The sequence below is a fragment of the Streptomyces odontotermitis genome, from assembly GCF_050510915.1.
Taxonomy (GTDB): Bacteria; Actinomycetota; Actinomycetes; order Streptomycetales; family Streptomycetaceae; genus Streptomyces.
The window spans coordinates 1-15,439 of sequence record NZ_JBNJLS010000018.1 but is presented as its reverse complement, the minus strand read 5'-3'; the positions used below and the strand labels follow the sequence as shown (position 1 = coordinate 15,439).

The 15,439-nt window shown below is 69.1% G+C and carries 15 protein-coding genes; 5 read left to right on the top strand and 10 right to left on the bottom strand.

Translation table 11 applies throughout. The annotated features are described in order from the left end of the window. Positions 1 to 62 precede the first annotated feature (62 nt). A complete protein-coding gene (locus ACQB60_RS34440) occupies positions 63 to 701 on the bottom strand; it encodes a hypothetical protein (protein ID WP_496930049.1) in 639 nt (212 codons plus the stop codon). A gap of 423 nt (positions 702 to 1,124) precedes the next feature. Here ACQB60_RS34440 and ACQB60_RS34435 point away from each other — a divergent pair, with 423 nt between their 5' ends. After that, positions 1,125 to 1,280, top strand: coding sequence for a hypothetical protein (locus tag ACQB60_RS34435; RefSeq protein ID WP_496930048.1), 156 nt, complete (start codon positions 1,125 to 1,127; stop codon positions 1,278 to 1,280). Here ACQB60_RS34435 and ACQB60_RS34430 read toward each other — a convergent pair. Together ACQB60_RS34430 and ACQB60_RS34425 are read right to left on the bottom strand one after the other, a co-directional pair. Then, positions 1,261 to 1,683: a VOC family protein gene (locus ACQB60_RS34430; RefSeq protein ID WP_496930047.1), complete on the bottom strand. Its 423-nt coding sequence runs from the start codon at positions 1,681 to 1,683 to the stop codon at positions 1,261 to 1,263. The genes ACQB60_RS34435 and ACQB60_RS34430 overlap by 20 nt on opposite strands. Before the next feature lie 233 nt (positions 1,684 to 1,916). After that, positions 1,917 to 2,408 (bottom strand): hypothetical protein, encoded by a 492-nt coding sequence (locus ACQB60_RS34425; RefSeq protein ID WP_496930046.1) that lies wholly within the window; start codon positions 2,406 to 2,408, stop codon positions 1,917 to 1,919. A gap of 353 nt (positions 2,409 to 2,761) precedes the next feature. Here ACQB60_RS34425 and ACQB60_RS34420 point away from each other — a divergent pair, with 353 nt between their 5' ends. Next, positions 2,762 to 3,685, top strand: coding sequence for a trypsin-like serine peptidase (locus tag ACQB60_RS34420; RefSeq protein WP_496930045.1), 924 nt, complete (start codon positions 2,762 to 2,764; stop codon positions 3,683 to 3,685). Between the two features lie 160 nt (positions 3,686 to 3,845). On the opposite strand, the gene ACQB60_RS34415 is transcribed toward ACQB60_RS34420, so the two are convergent. After that, positions 3,846 to 6,533: a glycoside hydrolase family 84 protein gene (locus ACQB60_RS34415; RefSeq protein WP_496930044.1), complete on the bottom strand. Its 2,688-nt coding sequence runs from the start codon at positions 6,531 to 6,533 to the stop codon at positions 3,846 to 3,848. 120 nt (positions 6,534 to 6,653) lie between these two features. Between ACQB60_RS34415 and ACQB60_RS34410 the strand changes: the two genes are divergently transcribed. Beyond that, complete coding sequence (locus ACQB60_RS34410) at positions 6,654 to 7,094, top strand: hypothetical protein (protein WP_496930043.1); 441 nt, start codon at positions 6,654 to 6,656, stop codon at positions 7,092 to 7,094. A gap of 14 nt (positions 7,095 to 7,108) precedes the next feature. Here ACQB60_RS34410 and ACQB60_RS34405 read toward each other — a convergent pair whose 3' ends face one another. Continuing rightward, positions 7,109 to 8,539: a DEAD/DEAH box helicase gene (locus tag ACQB60_RS34405; RefSeq protein WP_496930042.1), complete on the bottom strand. Its 1,431-nt coding sequence runs from the start codon at positions 8,537 to 8,539 to the stop codon at positions 7,109 to 7,111. 246 nt (positions 8,540 to 8,785) lie between these two features. Between ACQB60_RS34405 and ACQB60_RS34400 the strand changes: the two genes are divergently transcribed. Continuing rightward, the gene (locus ACQB60_RS34400) at positions 8,786 to 9,259 is read left to right on the top strand and encodes a hypothetical protein (protein ID WP_496930041.1); all 474 of its coding nucleotides are present in this window, start codon (positions 8,786 to 8,788) and stop codon (positions 9,257 to 9,259) included. Positions 9,260 to 9,301: 42 nt separating this feature from the next. Here ACQB60_RS34400 and ACQB60_RS34395 read toward each other — a convergent pair whose 3' ends face one another. Further along, entirely contained in the window at positions 9,302 to 9,817 is a 516-nt protein-coding gene (locus ACQB60_RS34395; RefSeq protein ID WP_496930040.1) for a DUF1877 family protein, read from the bottom strand. A 233-nt stretch (positions 9,818 to 10,050) separates the two neighbouring features. Between ACQB60_RS34395 and ACQB60_RS34390 the strand changes: the two genes are divergently transcribed. Continuing rightward, a complete protein-coding gene (locus tag ACQB60_RS34390; protein WP_496930039.1) occupies positions 10,051 to 10,437 on the top strand; it encodes a hypothetical protein in 387 nt (128 codons plus the stop codon). A 293-nt stretch (positions 10,438 to 10,730) separates the two neighbouring features. Here ACQB60_RS34390 and ACQB60_RS34385 read toward each other — a convergent pair whose 3' ends face one another. From ACQB60_RS34385 to ACQB60_RS34370, 4 genes are all read right to left on the bottom strand, one after another. After that, entirely contained in the window at positions 10,731 to 11,825 is a 1,095-nt protein-coding gene (locus ACQB60_RS34385; RefSeq protein ID WP_496930198.1) for a hypothetical protein, read from the bottom strand. Positions 11,826 to 12,453: 628 nt separating this feature from the next. Then, a complete protein-coding gene (locus ACQB60_RS34380) occupies positions 12,454 to 13,836 on the bottom strand; it encodes a cytochrome P450 (protein WP_496930038.1) in 1,383 nt (460 codons plus the stop codon). Next, a complete protein-coding gene (locus ACQB60_RS34375; RefSeq protein WP_496930037.1) occupies positions 13,788 to 14,528 on the bottom strand; it encodes a terpene synthase family protein in 741 nt (246 codons plus the stop codon). Before ACQB60_RS34375 ends, ACQB60_RS34380 begins: the two co-directional genes overlap by 49 nt. 91 nt (positions 14,529 to 14,619) lie before the next feature. After that, positions 14,620 to 15,375 carry a phosphotransferase family protein gene (locus ACQB60_RS34370; RefSeq protein ID WP_496930036.1) on the bottom strand — a complete coding sequence of 252 codons (756 nt, stop codon included), beginning with the start codon at positions 15,373 to 15,375 and terminating at the stop codon, positions 14,620 to 14,622. Positions 15,376 to 15,439 lie beyond the last annotated feature (64 nt).

The following is a 15,439-nucleotide window of genomic DNA, read 5'->3' as shown; positions in this document are numbered from 1 at the left end:
GAATCTCCGCACTTCGTCGCTTCGCGCGGCACCTGTGGTGGAACCCCCGCCTCCTCGCTTGATCAGGCGGTCCCGAGTTCCTCTTGGGGCGCTTCAGCTGCCGGGGAGCCTTGCGGGCAGCGTTCCCGGGCGGCCGTGAGAGCCGCCTTGTCCGCCTCCTCGTCCTCCTCCTGCCGGTCGGTGCAGGGCAGGAAGCCGGTCCCTGATGACTCCCAGGTCAGTACGGAGCCGTGCACCGGCTGGGCGCCGTTGCAGCGGTAGGAGAACTCAGCCTTGACGATGTCCGCCGAGGACCAGGCGTAGTACGCGCCTTTGAGGGTGCTGTCGCTCTCGTCCTCGAAGCCGACGGCGCTGTGGCCGACCTCTTCACCGAGGGATGCGAGCTTCCCGTCGAGCTTGAGTTGCCTGCCGAGCGACTTCAGCGCTCCCTTTGCCTCCGGTCCCGATGTCTCCGCAGTGAACGTGACCTGGTGGTGCCCTCGTGGCAGCGGCTTGATGTCCGCGACGTAGTGGGATGCCTTCTTCTTGAACCGGATCGGCTTGGCCAGGCCCGTCAGGGTGTCTTTCCGCTGGACGTCCGACCAGGTGTAGGTCCCGCTCTTGCACTCCGTGGAGGATGCCTCCCGGCCTCCGAACGTGCAGGCCGCCGTGCCCGTGACGAGCAGTGCCACGGCCGCGCTTGCGGTGAGAATGCGCTTCATGTCGTACCCCCCGTGAATGATCGGCCGAGCCAGTCATGGGCATGGTGGCCAGGAGGCTCGTCAGCTACACGTGAGTTGAGCGACTTCTGAGGAAAAGGGGTCTGCCGGAGGCCGCCGACCAGCGACGGCTCCGAGGTCACGCTCCCTCCTGGCCTTGCATCAAGTGGCCCAGCACGGTTCTCAACGCGAGACCTACCAGGACTGTCGTGCCAGGCGTATTCGAGCAACTCCAGCAGGTCGCGTGCCGCCGCGACACCGAGCGCCGACGTCTTCGCGTGCGGCTGCTCTTTGCGATGTCCGGTGTCAGACGCTGAGCCGCGGCCCGACAGCTGGCAGATGCTGCACCTCGGGCACGGGCTATGGGAAGACGGGGACCTGCCCTCCCTGGTCGCCTCGAGCGGCGCGCCTGCTTGTGTCGCCGTTGTGTCCGACAGCGACATCGCCCTGATGACCGGGCTGGATGCCATTGGCCGACGTTGGCAGGCATGGCTCGACCTCGACCATGCCGCGCGGCTGCTCGTCGACGACCCCGAAGACGCGGACGAGACTCGGTCGTCGATCAGCGCTTCTGGGCGGTGATGTTGAACATCCAGCTGATCCCGAACCGGTCAACCAGCGAGCCCGCCTCGTCGCCCCACACCTGCTTTTCCAGGGGCAGCGTAACGGTGCCATCGACGGACAGCTTCTCGAAGTAGTCGCGAAGCTCCCGATCGTCGCCGTCGAGAAAGACGGCGACATTGTTGCCGGGGCGATAGGGCGGGTGGCCCGGCCTGTCATCGGGATGGTCCCATGCCATCAGCGTGTAGCCGGCGGGAGTGTCCAGGCGAGAGTGCATGACCTTGTGTGCGTTGAGCGAGTCCGGTTTGCCGAAGTCCGCCACCGTTCCCAACTCCAACTCGCCGCCGAAAACCTCCCGGTAGAACTCCATCGCCTGCCGCGCGTTCCCGTTGAACACGATGCACGGATTGATGTGAGACCCCACTTGCCCCTCCTTCATGGCACGACCGATCGGGCGGTCCAGTCGCCGCGAGACCAAAGTAGCGACAAAACATGACACCCTTCGGCGTGTTTCCTGCACGTCGGACCTGTCCACTTGACGGTGTGACAGCGATTGTTGGCTGACCCGATGCCCCTCCGCCTTTCGGTCCGTGTCGTCATGGTGCGCCATCGGAGATGGGCCCTCGGAATGCTTGGACCCGTGTACTCGAAGCACCGTCACAGGTAGTCGAAGAAGCGCGTGAACCAAGTCGGGCGATGCTCGGGCGGGAAGTAGGAGAGGTCGGTGACACCGTCGTATCTCGTCCCAAGCAGGTGCTCGGAGAGAGTGACGTAACCGAGTACTTCGAGCTCGTTGTCGACCCGCTTTCGGTCGACGGCTTGGGAGAGTTCGCTCTCCTCGCCTCCGTCGTACCGTCCGGGATCATCAAAGGTCACGGCTGCCAGGTTCCCAAAATTACTGACGGTCACCGTGATGTTGTTCCCGCAGGCGGTGACGGTCGCCGGGATGCGGATCGTCCCATGGTGACTTCCGTCTTGGACATGCCGGTCGACCGTGCAGGCAGCCTGGTATTGCCGGTCCAGGCCGCCCGCAAGTCGGTCGAACCGAGCCCGTACGGCAGCGTGGTCGTAGGCGCGGGGGAAGCACTTGCGGTCGGGTTCGTCGAGTTGCCGGAGCAGAGCCCGAGCGCTCTGGTCATCGAGTGTCACGTACGCCTTCCCCTTGATGACAGCAGCTGATGCGTTCGGGCAGTGCGGTTGCAAGCTGGGACGCCGCAGTTGAGCGGGTCTTCACGGGACAGGTGCTGAGGCTGCGAGATCGCTCCTCGGCGTTGCACCCCGACAACGCGATCACAGCCACACCCACGGCCACCCCCCACCGCGCGCAGCAACATCCTCTCCAAGAGGTCGAGTATCCCAACACCCCTGCACCCCGCGCCACTTGCCCCTTTGGTCACTATCGCCGCCCGGCCACCGCCGCTTACGGTCAACGGCGCACCACAAGATCAAAGACCGACCAGGAGAACCACACCATGCAGGCCAAACGGGGTATACCGCTCGCCGTGACCGCGGCACTCACCACGACTCTCCTCACCACCACCCTCACCCACGCCGCCGAACCCGCGCCCCTCAACGACGCCCCCGCAGCTTCCCCCGCCTCCGCGCCGTCCGCGCCCTCCGTCACCAAGGTCGACGTCGGAAACGGGGCGACCGCCAAGGCCGCAGCCGAGTACTGGACGCCCGAGCGGATGGCCGCAGCCACATCCGAGACCTCCAAAGACGCCGCACCCGCGGGTGCCGCCGAGCTGAAGGGGAAGAAGGCCGCCTACTTCCGGGGCACCAGCACTGTCGGCACGTTCTTCTACGTGAAGAAGGGCAAGAAGCGGTTCTGTTCAGGAAGCGTCATCAACAGCCCTCGTAAGGACGTCGTCCTGACCGCGGCGCACTGCACCTTCGGCAGCAGGCAGAGCGTCTTCGTTCCGAAGTACAACGGAGCCGCCAAGAACAGGGCGCCCTACGGGACTTTCCCCGTCAACAGCTGGTACCGCGACAAGTACGACCCCAAGAACAACATGACCTCCAGCTACGACTACGCGTTCGCCCGCCTGGCCAGGAACAAGAAGGGCCAGCTGGTGCAGCAGGCCACCAAGGCCGGCCTCACCCTGACCAAGGCCAGGGGCTTCAAGCACAAGGTCACCGTCATGGGCTACCCCAACGCCAAGCACAACAAGAAGGGACGCCCCATCTACTGCCGCGTCAACACGCAGCGGCTCGGCAAGTACAAGCAGATGCGCATGAGCTGCGCCGGCTTCTACGGCGGCACCTCCGGCAGCCCCTGGGTCGTCGGCTACAACAAGAGGACCGGCACCGGTCGCGTCATCGGCAGCCTCGGTGGATGGGACAAGGGCGGACCCAACGACCGCATTTCCTATGCCCCGGCCTTCGGTGACTTCGCCTTCAAGCTCTTCCGCGCCGCCAAGAAGTAGCCGGCCCTCCGCAGGCTCCGCACCCACGCCCTTGCGGTAAGGGCTGGTTCTCGCGGTCCACGCACTGCCCGCCGCGGCAGCCCAGCGCCCCGCCCGGACACGTTCCGGGCGGGGCCCACGGCGTGGAGGTCAGTCCACGACCAGCTCGGCGGCTTGGAGGTCAGTCCACGACCACCTCGGCGATCCGCGGCGCCACGTTCCCCTCGCTCCACACCAGACGCACCGCGTCCCCGTTCATCGCAGCGGGCAACCTGGTGTAGGCGCCGGTCAGTTCGCCCACGGTCCGCCAGGTGCCCCCGCTGCGCACCTCGACCCGGGCCCGCACCGGATCGCCCGCCTGCAGCACGGTCACCGCGGTCAGGGCCTTCGCCGAGCCCGAACCCGAGTCCGAACCCGAGTCTGAGCCCGGCTCCACCACCAGGCTCTCCCCGGCCCGTGGCACCCGCGCGGCCCGGAACACCGTCGCGGGGTCGCCGTCCGCCGCGGCGGCCTGCGCGCTGCCCGTCTCCGCCGGTGGGCCTCCGCCCACCTGGACGCCCGCCCCAGCAACGCCGAACTCCCTCACCACCAGCCACTGTTCCTGCCCGGCCGTCGCCCGTGCCCGGACGTAGCGGGCCCGCGTCCCGGCCGGTGGGGTGAAGGTGATCTCCGCCTTCCCGGAGAAGGTGGTGAGCGCCTTCCAGTCCTTGCCGTCCTCGGAGTACTCCAGGACGCCGGTGTGCAAGTAGTCGTCGGGGCTCCCCGCCTTGCCCATCGCGAGGCGCACCTCGCCGAGCGTGCGGGACCGGCGCAGGTCGAGGGTGAGTGAAGTGCCCGCCTTCGGGGCGCCGTTGCTCCAGTAGTACGTCGTGTCGTCGCCGTCCGTCATGCGGGCGGGCGGGTTGTCCTGGTAGGTGCCGAGCGTGCTGGTGGCCTTGGGGCGGCCCGCCACGCCGAGGAGGCGGTCGTGCTCGGCGATCGCATCGTCGACGAAGGCGTCGAGCACGCCGTCGCCGAGGAGGACCGGGACGGTTCCACCACCGGGCTTGGTCGTCGTGAACGACCGGGCCCTCGCGACCAGTTCGGGCAGTTCGCGGCGGAGCTTCCAGGCTGCCTCTCCGTCCCCGTCGCGGGCCGCGCCGACCATCCGCAGCGCTGCCGACGCAGCCTTGCCCCATGCCTCGGCGGAGCCCAGCCAGGGTTCGGCGTCGGCGAGGAAGCCGGGTTCGGGCAGCCGGTCACGCAGCACGCCGGGTGCCGCCTCGAACTCCGTCAGGACCCCCTCCAGGCGCGCCTCGTCGCCGTCGTCCCAGAACTTCGCGAAGGCGGCCGCCAGTTGCGGTGCCTGTTGCTCGTTGAGGAGGGAGCCGTAGCTCGCGTCGGAGAACACCCGCAGCGCCCTCTCGGCCCGCGCGTCGCCGCCCGCCATCTCCTTCAGGGCCGCACTCCACGACGTACGGGGGTCGTAGTCGCGGTCGTTCCAGGTGTAGTCGGCGACCGTGAACAGCGCGATCTTCGAGGCGTACGGCTGGATCATCGGGTTCGCCGTGATGCCCGCGAGCTCCTCGGCCAGTCCCTTCTCCCGGCCGTTGAAGGGGCCGAGCAGCAGGCGGTTGGGGACGTAGTCGTTCACCGGGTAGTTGTCCCACGTGAGGATGGGGTGCCCGAACACCTCGCGGGCTTTCTTGGCCTGGGCGACCGTCATGGTCGGGGCGATCACGCCGATGCCCGTCCACTCGACCAGGATGTTCTTGTCGAGCTGCTCGGCCAGGGCCTTCTTGTACGGGGACGGCGTGACGTCGTAGTACTCCGTGGGCACCATCTGGAGAGGCTGCGCGCCGGGATGCCCGGCGATGAACTCGCGGTTCACGCGGTTGAGCAGATGGGCCTGGGCCGCGCCCGCCGCGCCTCCGCCCGTCCCCCATCTCGCCTCGTCGGCGGGGCAGTTCCAGTCCGTGTAGCTGATGTCGTCCAGGGGCACGGCGAAGGTGCGCACGCCGATGTCCCAGAGGGTCTGGAACTTGTCGACGAGGGCCTTGACCTCGGCGTCCGAGCTGTAGCAGACGGAGAGGCCGGGTGAGAGGGCGTACGTGAAGTCGACGTGCCGCGCGCGGGCCCGGTCCACCAACTCCTTGATCTTCGAAAGCTGTTCGGCGGGGTAGGGCTCGCGCCACTTCTCACGAAGGTAGGGGTCGTCCTTGGGCGAGTACACGTAGAGGTTCATCTTGTGCTCGCCGTAGAAGTCGAGCTGGTCGAGGCGCGCCTCGTGCGACCAGGGGGTGCCGTAGAAGCCCTCGATGACGCCGCGCAGTGCGGTGGCGGGCCAGTCGCGTACGGCGATGCCGCGCACCCGGGTGCCGGGCCGGTCGCGGTGCGGCAGCAGCTGGCGCAGGGACTGGGCCGCGTAGTACGTGCCCGTCGCGTCGACGCCGGACAGGACCATGCGTCCCTTGCCGATGCCGAGGACATGGCCGCCCGAGGGCAGCCCGGCCGGACTCTTGAGGCCGAGGGCCTTGAGGGCGTCGCCGGAGGCCGGGTTCTCGGTGGGGCCGCCGACGTAGACGTTCAGTCCGGCGGCGCGGGCACTCCGGCTCCGTACGACATGCTGCGCCCCCGCCTCGCGCAGGGCGCTCCGGGTGACCTCGAGCGCGGCGGCGTCGGTCTTCTCCCCGGCCACCAGCGTGACGGTGCCGGTGACCGCGACCCTGTCGGAGCGGTCCTGCACGGACTGCGGTGTCGGCGAGATCGCCCCGGAAAGCGGGTCCTGGCCCGGTGGGCCGGCGGACGCCGGGCCGGGGACGCCCAGGCCGACCGTCAGGGCGGCGGCTATCGCGCCGAAGAGGGCGGTGCGGGGCAGGCGGAACGTCACATGTCCTCCAGGAAATCCAGGCGAGCGGAATCACACCGGGCATTCACACCTCACAACTGACAGGATTCACTGGCCACTTGATGGCATGTCAATGTCACTTCCGCGTGCGGTCATGGACCTTTGTGCAGCCGCACGCATCGGCGTCAGACGCTGAACGCGTTCCTGCAGGGCACCTGGAACTTCAAGAACGAGGAGGGGGACGGCGCCCGAGTCGATGTGCTCAAGGACGGGAGATTTCGGATCGCCGGCGGTGAGCCCGGTGCGGAATGGTCGGGTCAGGGCACATGGCAGTTCCAGGACGGCCTCCTCTCCTACAAGAGAGGGGAGGATCGCGCCCCGTACGTCGTCCACGAGATGCCCGAGGAGGCCGACAAGGCCCTCGACGGCACCTACTCCGTGTCAGGCGGCTTGATCGACAACGGCGGGCGGGAAGAGGGCTACGTGAAGATGAAGGTCACCGGCTCCAAGGACAAGGTGGTGCTCACCTTCCCCCAGCAGTCGGACGGGGAGCCCCGGGTCATCACCTGCACCCGGGCGCCCAGCGGCAAGGACGCGCCCTGACCTGGCGCCCCCGCTCAGCCACCGCGCCGCACACGGGCGGCCCTGCGCGCTTCCGCGAGCTTGCGCGCCTCGCTCCCCTTGCGGGACTTGCCGCCGGAGCCGGAGCCACGCGACTCGTCCTTGCTGGTCCCCAGACCTCGGAACGGAGCGTTGTGGTTCTTGGGCCGCGCCGCGGCGGGTCCCCCGTCGAGGGGCTCCCCGGACGGTCGCCTGGCACCCGTGATCCGGCTCAGTTCCGCCTCGCCGGAGCGCACCTTCGTGGTCGTGGGCGCGACGCCGGCGTCCTTCATGACCTGGCTCGTCTCGCGGCGCTGGCCCGAGAGCACCAGCGTCACGACCGTGCCGGAGCGGCCGGCCCGGGCCGTGCGGCCCGCGCGGTGCAGATAGTCCTTCGGGTCGGCGGCCGGGTCGACGTTGACCACGAGGTCCAGGTCGTCGACGTGCAGGCCCCGCGCCGCGACGTTCGTCGCCACCAGCGCGGTCACCTGCCCGTCCTTGAACTGCGCCAGCGTCCGGGTGCGCTGCGGCTGCGACTTGCCGCTGTGCAGGGCCCCGGCAGCCACCCCGCTGGCCCGCAGATGCCGGGTGAGCTGATCGACCCCGTGCTTCGTGTCCAGGAACAACAGGACGCGGCCGTCACGTGCGGCGATCTCCGTGGCGACGGCGTACCGGTCCGGGCCGTGCACCAGCAGAACGTGGTGCTTGATCGTGGTGACCGCGCCGGCCGACGGGTCCACCGAGTGGACCGCCGGGTCGTGCAGGTAGCTGCTGACCAGCTGATCGACGTCACGGTCGAGGGTGGCCGAGAACAGCATCCGCTGCCCGTCGGGACGCACCTGGTCCAGGATCTCGGTGACCTGCGGCATGAACCCCATGTCGCACATCTGGTCCGCCTCGTCCAGGACGGTGATCCGCACCCGTCCCAGACGGCAGTCCTTGCGCTCGATGAGGTCGTGCAGGCGGCCGGGCGTGGCGACCACGATCTCGGCCCCCTCCCGCAACGCGGCGGACTGCCGCCCGATGGACACCCCGCCGACCACCGTCGCAAGGCGCAGCCGCAGCGCCCGGGCATACGGGGTGAGCGCCTCGCCGACCTGCTGTGCCAGCTCCCTCGTGGGCACCAGGACGAGCGCGAGCGGCTCCTTGGGCTGCGCCCGTCGCCCGGCCGTCCGGGCCAGCAGTCCCAGTCCGAAGGCGAGCGTCTTGCCCGATCCGGTGCGCCCCCGGCCAAGGACGTCGCGCCCCGCGAGAGCGTTCGGCAGCGCGGCCGCCTGGATGGGGAAGGGCTTGGTCACCCCGAGTTCGTCGAGCGTGCGCAGCACCTCGGCGGGCAGCCCCAGCTCCGCGAAGGACGCCGCCGGAGGCAGGGGCGGGGTGAGGGGCGAGACCACGGACTCGTCGGACTCGTCGCCTCGCGGGACGTCGGCGCGTGCTGAATCGCTCACAGAGAGCCTTCCTCCGAAGGGGCCGTACCGAGGAAGGCTCGGCTGGGACGCGGCCACCGAGCCGAAGACATCGAGCATCGGGTATCGGGCTTCCGGTGTCGGAGGGCCCGCCGACGTCCGGCACGGTGGCGCTGCAAACGCGTCACGCTAGCACGAGGCGGTCGCTCCGCTTGCGGTCCACGCGAGGTTGTCGGCGTCTCAGCGGCACGGGTTGGTTTGTCAGTGGCGACCGCTACCTTCCGGGCCATGGGAAATTCAGGCGGATCATTGGCGATCCGGTCCACGGGGGAACTGCACCAGCTCATGCGGGCAGCAGGGTTCACGGGCATCGACGACACGGAGGCGCCGGCGGAGGGCTGGCAGGTCGCGGACTTCGCCGACGCCGGACAGCGCAGCCTGGCGCACCTCGTCTCGAAGACCGGGGCACCGGCCGTCATGGTGTCCTTCCACGACAGCGATCTGGGCTTCATCGAAGGCCTCACACCCGACGGCAAGAGCTGGGAGGGCCTGCTCAACCGGGACATGGCGGAGAGCTATGAGATACCGCTGGAGCACTTCCCCGTCGAACCCGCCGTGGCCGGCGCACTCGCCTGGTCAGCCGCTGCCGGGCTCACAGCCGATGAAGGTGCCGTCCGCCGGACCCTCACCGCGTCGGCCCTGTTCGCGGAAGAGCTCTCCTCGGCCCTCCTGATCGCCCTGGGACTCCCCGGCGCCATGTAACGCTTCGGCGGGGAACTGCCCCACCCCTTCCGGTCAGTCGGCTCAGTCGACCCACATCACGACGGCCAGGCCACGAGCCGCCGCCGCGAGGTAGAAGTCCCGGAGCGTGCTGAAGTGGTCGGCGAGGTAGGCCCGCAGATCGCCGTCGAAGCTGCCGAAGCCGGTGACCTGCGCCGCATCGGCCGCATCGGCAGGGAGCAGGGCAAGGAACTGGTTCATGTCGATGGCGGCGAGCCCGCGGGCGACCTCGGCGACCGCTGCCGGGCCCAGCAGGGCGGGTGGTCCGTCGAATCCGTCGTAGAACGCCACATGGTCGAGGTACGCGACACCGTCGAGCTCATCCCCCGACACACTCCGGTTCAGCACGTCGGTGTGCACGGCGTCGACGGGCACCGACCGCAGGAACCTGATGAGTCCCCACATCGACCAGTCGAGGTCGACGGTGTCGTCGGTCGGCGGGTCCCAGCAGGGGGCGTTGTCGGGTGAATCCGCGGCGGCCCGTCGGCACTCGGCGAGGTACTGCGGACTCACGCGGGCGAGCTGTTGCGTGAGGGCCATGGCCGGATTGTCTCCGCCGGAGTTGATCTCGTCACCCGGGTGTGAACAGTCACCGTCGCGGCGTAACTCATGATCTTGCCCGGCGTTGATTCGCTCGGGGCCCCACGCATCGACGACCACGCCCTGGTCCACCGCCGACCACGGTCTGGTCTTCTGCCTGGCCCTGAGGAACACGTACCGACGGAATCCCGTGCCTCGTCGCCGGGCCAGAAGAATGCTTGAGGTCGCCTGCCATGCACGACATCACCAAGAAGATCGCCTCGGGAGTCGCAGTGGTCGCGGCAGCACTCTGCTCCGCCATCGGCGCGGCCCCGCCCGCGGCGGCCGACGGCAAGTGGTGCAACAACTCCGTCTGCATCGAGACCTACGACAGCGGCACCTACCTGGGCAGGGTGGAGGTCTCGGTCACCAACACCAACCAGCCGCACACCATCAGCGCTCGCGTGTGGACCACCGACGGCTGGAGCGCCAACACCAAGGTCGAGGACGTCGCCGCGTTCAGGACCTACCGGGACCAGGCGTATCCGCAACGGCACTTCCCCGCCGGCACCAGGCTCTGCGCGGAGGGCTTCCGCGGAGGCGAGAGCGTGGGCCTTCCCTGTGTGACGATCACCGACTGACAGCTCCGGTCATCCGGTCATCGTGAGGCGCAGCCGGGCTCCGGTGTTCTGACAGCCGGTCAGAGGGAGGGGAGGGCGGCGCCCAGCAGGGTTCGTGTCAGTCGCCGCATGCCGGGTGACGCGATCAGGCAGGGGAACAGTTCCCCGGTCTCAGCGGCGACAGCGCCGCGTACGCCCTCTGCTCGGGCGCCGTCTCCGCTCCGCACGACCACGGATCGGGAGACACGGCTCGGGAGACCATGACTCGGCCGCCCCTCCCCTACGGTCTCCCGCCCGGCGGCCCTGCCGTCCGCTCAGGAGCGTGTGGCGGTTCCGCACTCTCCTTCCTTGGCTTCCCGCATGCGCGCGTCCATCGACGTGCTCCGGTCGTACGGGTCGACCTCGGGGCCGTCGCCCTGCCCTGTGTCCGCGCGCTCGGCCCTGAACTCCGGGGTGAAGTAGCCAGTTGGCGTGCCGCAGCCGCCGTTGGTCGTGTCCGCCCTGTAGGAGAGGAGCGAGAAAGTGCCCGGATCGATCGCCACCTTCGCCGGGTTGTCCCAGCTCAGCACTGTCTCGCGGCGCACGATGACGCGCGCGACGTCGTCGCTTCCCGCGGCAGCGCGTACGACCGGATAGACGTACGTGACATCGGCCGTCACCTCGAGCGCTCCGCGCTTCCCTTCACGGAAGGTGATCCGGCCCCGCGTCTTCACCACCTTCCCGGCAGGCCGCACCTTCGACTTCTCGAAACGGCTGAAGAGCATCAGGGGGTCGTTCTCGCGACTGGGCTTGTGGAAAGCGGTCTTCAGGTAGTCCTGGACATCGGGTTGCTGCGGATTGATCCACGCGATCGCCTTACGGGGGTACTCCCCGCGCAGCACGCCAGGATCCAGACTGGCGGCGGACAGGAACTCCTGGGTGCGCTCAAGGGCTTTGGAGACCTGCTCCTTGCTCATCCAGCCGGTCGCCCTCGCCGCAGGCACGTGGATCCCTGCCGCCCCGTCGCCCCACCGCGCCGCGGGAGAGCCCCTGAACGGCTCCCTGATGGTCGGCTGTTGGGCAGCGACCTCGGCCGGCGCCGCACTCGGACGGGTCGACTCCGCGGCGAGCGGCTCGCTCTCCCCGTCCCCACCGCCGAACCAGCCGGTCACCTTGCCCGGGTCCAGCGCCACGACCAACAGCCCGGCCGCGACCAGCAGACCGACCGCGTACCAGCCCTTGCCCCGCCGCCGTGGCTTCGGTTGGTGACTGCGCCATCCCTCCGGCCGGCTGCCGTCCTTGGGCAAACGCCCCGCCACCATCCGGGCCCGCGCCGACGGCTCCTTGGGCGCCCCCGCGTCCCCCGCCTCGGCCTCCCGAAGGAAGCGATCCCACTCTTCGTCCGGTATGGACGCCCCGCCCTTGCCCATCAGTCCAACCCCCACACTTTCCTCCGTCCCCAGCTCCTGGCCAGGAACGGCTGCTACACGAGCGTCCGTACAGTTCGGACGCACCGCCAGAGACCCTAACCCTGCCTGCGCATCCCGGTGGACCGCGTACTCCCATTCGGTCCCGGGCAAAGGGAAGTGGCCCGCCAGGAATTCCGGCGGGCCACGTCGTGCACGCAAGCGAATGATTCACGCGCGCAATCGTTCTCGTGGACCTTCTTGAGGTTCCACTTGCAGCAGACGCCAATGGGCCGGTACGCCTTCTTGCCCCGCTGAGTGGTCTTCTTGAAGACCTTGTTATAGCGGGCGGTGCCCACGGTCCTGGTCTTGGTGATGCTCAGGTTCATGGGACCGGGGCCGGATACCGACGCGAGCGGCTTGCGTGGACGCATCGCTTGTGCGTGCGCGTCGGCCGTTTCGGCCGGCGCATGTGATCACGCACCGCCAAAACCGGGAGGACGAGATCACGTTTCTCATTCGCAGGGAAATCGACGCCGTATGCGGCGATCTGTTGTGCCACGCTCCTGGCCGACATCGCCGGGCAGCAAATCGAAGCCGCTGCACCGTCTCACCGCTCTGCTTCCGGGCGCTCTTCTCGCCCTCCGGCTCTTCACTGGCCTCCCGCACGGCGGGGAGTCGCCATGAGGCGCAGATCGCCCGGTTCGATGAAGGCAGCGGGTACGGGTTTCGCGGTGTGACCGGGGACGGGCCGGAGTCGCCAGCGGCGGCAGATGGTCGCGATGGCGATGAGCATCTCGACCCAGCCGAAGTGGTCGCCCACGCAGCGGGTGCGGCCGGCGCTGAACGGCAGGAAGGCCAGCGGCGGCAGGGTGTTGCGGTCCGGCAGCCAGCGGTCGGGGTCGAAGCGGTCGGGGTCGGGATAGAAGGCTTCGCTGTGGTGGATGCCGTAGGGGCTGTAACCGACCTCCGCCCCTGGCGGCAGCAGGTGGTCGCCCAGGTGAACGGGTCTGGTGACGGTGTAGGTGAGCAGGAGGTTGGGGCGTTGGCGCAGGACCTCCTTCACGACGCGTGCGGTGTAGTGGAGTTGGGCGGTCCGTTCGTACGTGACGGGGCGCTCGCCGATGACCGTGTCGACCTCCGTGAAGACGCGGCGCTCGATCTCGGGACGGGTGGCCAGCTCGTGGAAGAACCAGGCCAGGAAGGTGCCGGAGGTCTCGGTCCCGGCCAGGAAGATGCCGATGACTTCGTCGTGGAGCTGGTCGCGCGTCATGGGCGCGTCAGTGTCGGAGTCACGGGCGGCCAACAGGGCGGAAAGGAGATCCGGCCGGTCGGGGTTGTCCTGGTGGGCGTCGATGATCTCGTCGATGCGGTGATGCGTGTCGGTGACGGCGCGGGTGAAGCGGCGTTTCGCGGGCGTGGGGATGTGTGCCAGCGGCCCGGGGGTGAGGGCGTGGGCGAGGATGCCGCGCATGAGTACGGGCATGGCCCGGCAGATGTCGTCGACGGCAGCCGGTGCGAGCGCGGAGGTGAACATGATGTCGGCGACGGTGGCGAGCGTCAGCTGGTGCATCACCGGGTGCACCCGGAGGACCTGCCCGGACTGCCAGGAGTCCGACAGCTCCCGGGCGAGGCGGGCCATCGTGGGCGCGCACGCGGCGATGCGGTGGTGATGGAACGCGGGCTGTACGAGGCATCGTTGGCGACGCTGGGTCTCGCCGTCGGCGGCGAGCAGGCCGTCGCGGAACAGCGGTTTGATCACGTCGAACATCCGGCCCTTGGTGAAGGCGCCCGTGTCCGTGACCAGGACGCGGCGCACGAGTTCGGGCCGGGTCAGCATGTGGACGCTCCAGCCGGCCACGTCGAGGCGGACCACGGGGCCGTGGGCGTCGAGTGATCTGAAGGTCTTCAGCGGGGCGCGCCACAAGGGGAGCAGGTGGCCGAGGCCGGGCAGCCGCCCGGGGGCTGGGGGCACTTCGGTGGTGCTCAGCACGTCGGCGCCCTGTGGTGCTGCCGCGGGGCGAGCAGCTGCCACCACCAGGTGGTGGAGGGGAGGTCCGGGGGTTCGAGCCGGTCGTCGACGGGGCGGTCGGTGTAGAGGTCTTCCGGGGCGTCGCAGTAGTAGCGGTGGCTGCTGGTGGCCCAGTCGATGTTGGCGCGCAGCCACAGGCCGAGACTGACGAGGTAGCGGCGCGTGTCCGAAGTGGCCCGGGAAATGGCCTGGTCGCGCAGGGCGAGGAAGAGGCACATCATGCGGTCGCGCAGCGCGATGGCGTGCGGGAGCGCCTGCTGGGGCCGAATCCCCTGCTCCTCGGCGATGCAGTTGATGTAGTTGAAGTACGTGGTGTGGCGGGCCGATTCCTTGTTGTACGAGTAGAGGTCGTTGTCGCAGATGATGAGCGTCCAGCAGAGCTCGCGCAGGGCGCGCACCAAGGGTGAGTGGTAGATGTCCGGCGCCAGGACGTACCCGTCGGCGATGTCGTTGAGGCTGGTGAGGGGCTCCATGCCGATGCTTCCCCGGCGGATCATCAAGTACGTGTCCACGTCCGGGCAGTTGCCGAGGCGCGGCCATCCGGTGAACGTCGACGCCGACCGCGTCGCGGCCGCGCTGGCGGCGGCACTCGGCCCGCGTACGACACGAGCACCAGCCCTCGGAACGGAGCGTCGCGTGACCGTGCGCATCCGGTAGCGGCTTTCCCAGGCCAGGCCGGAGAACAGGGTCTGCATCCCGGTGACGCAGCGTTGGGACTGCTCGGGAGTGGCGTAGTGGTCGATGCGTCGGCGCAGGTCGCGCAGGGCGTTCGCCCAGGGGTTCTCTTCACATCCGGGACTTCAGTACGTCGACCTCACAGCCCGGCGCGGACGGGTCGAAGCCGTGCTCCACCAGCCAGCGGACCCCCAGCAGGCTGCGCAACGACCACCACCCCCGGATCACGTCGAGATCGAGGTCGAGGTCGGTGCCGTAGCCGGCGATGACGTCGCCCAGGTGCTCCTCGTGCCCGAGCGTGAAGGTGGCGAGGTCGTACAGGGCATCGCCCTGACCGGCTTCGGACCAGTCGATGATGCCCGTGACTTCGTGGTCACCGTCGACGAAGACGTGCGCGATCTGCAGGTCGCCGTGTGTGAACACCGGCGTCCACGGCCGGAGCGCGGCCTCGGCGACCTGCCGGTTGCGTGTGACCAGGTCGGAGGGAAGGACACCGTTCGCCACAAGCAGCTCGCACTCCTTGTCGAGCTCCGCCGCGAGGTCGTCGAGCGCTCGGCCGGCCCGTCCGTGCCGGGGCGGCAGTGGCGCGTCGTGCAACTTCCGGATGGCGGCGCCTGCCGCGGCCCACGCCGACGGCGATGCGGTCGACGGCTCGCCGAGGCGGCCGAGCGTCGTCCCCGGGACCGCGGCGATCGCCAGCACGGGCGGCTTGCGCCACAGGACCTCCGGGGTCGGGACCGGCGCCCGGGCCATCACCTCGACCTCGACGTCGATGCGCGCCTGATCGGCGTCCACCTTCAGGAACACGTCGCCGACGCGCAGGGTCGCGCGCTCGGAATGCGCGACGACGACCTTGACCTCATCCATGGCGACCAATATCCCGGACGGCCGTCGACGTCGCCGGGATTATTGCGTGCGGCTGTGCGGCTAT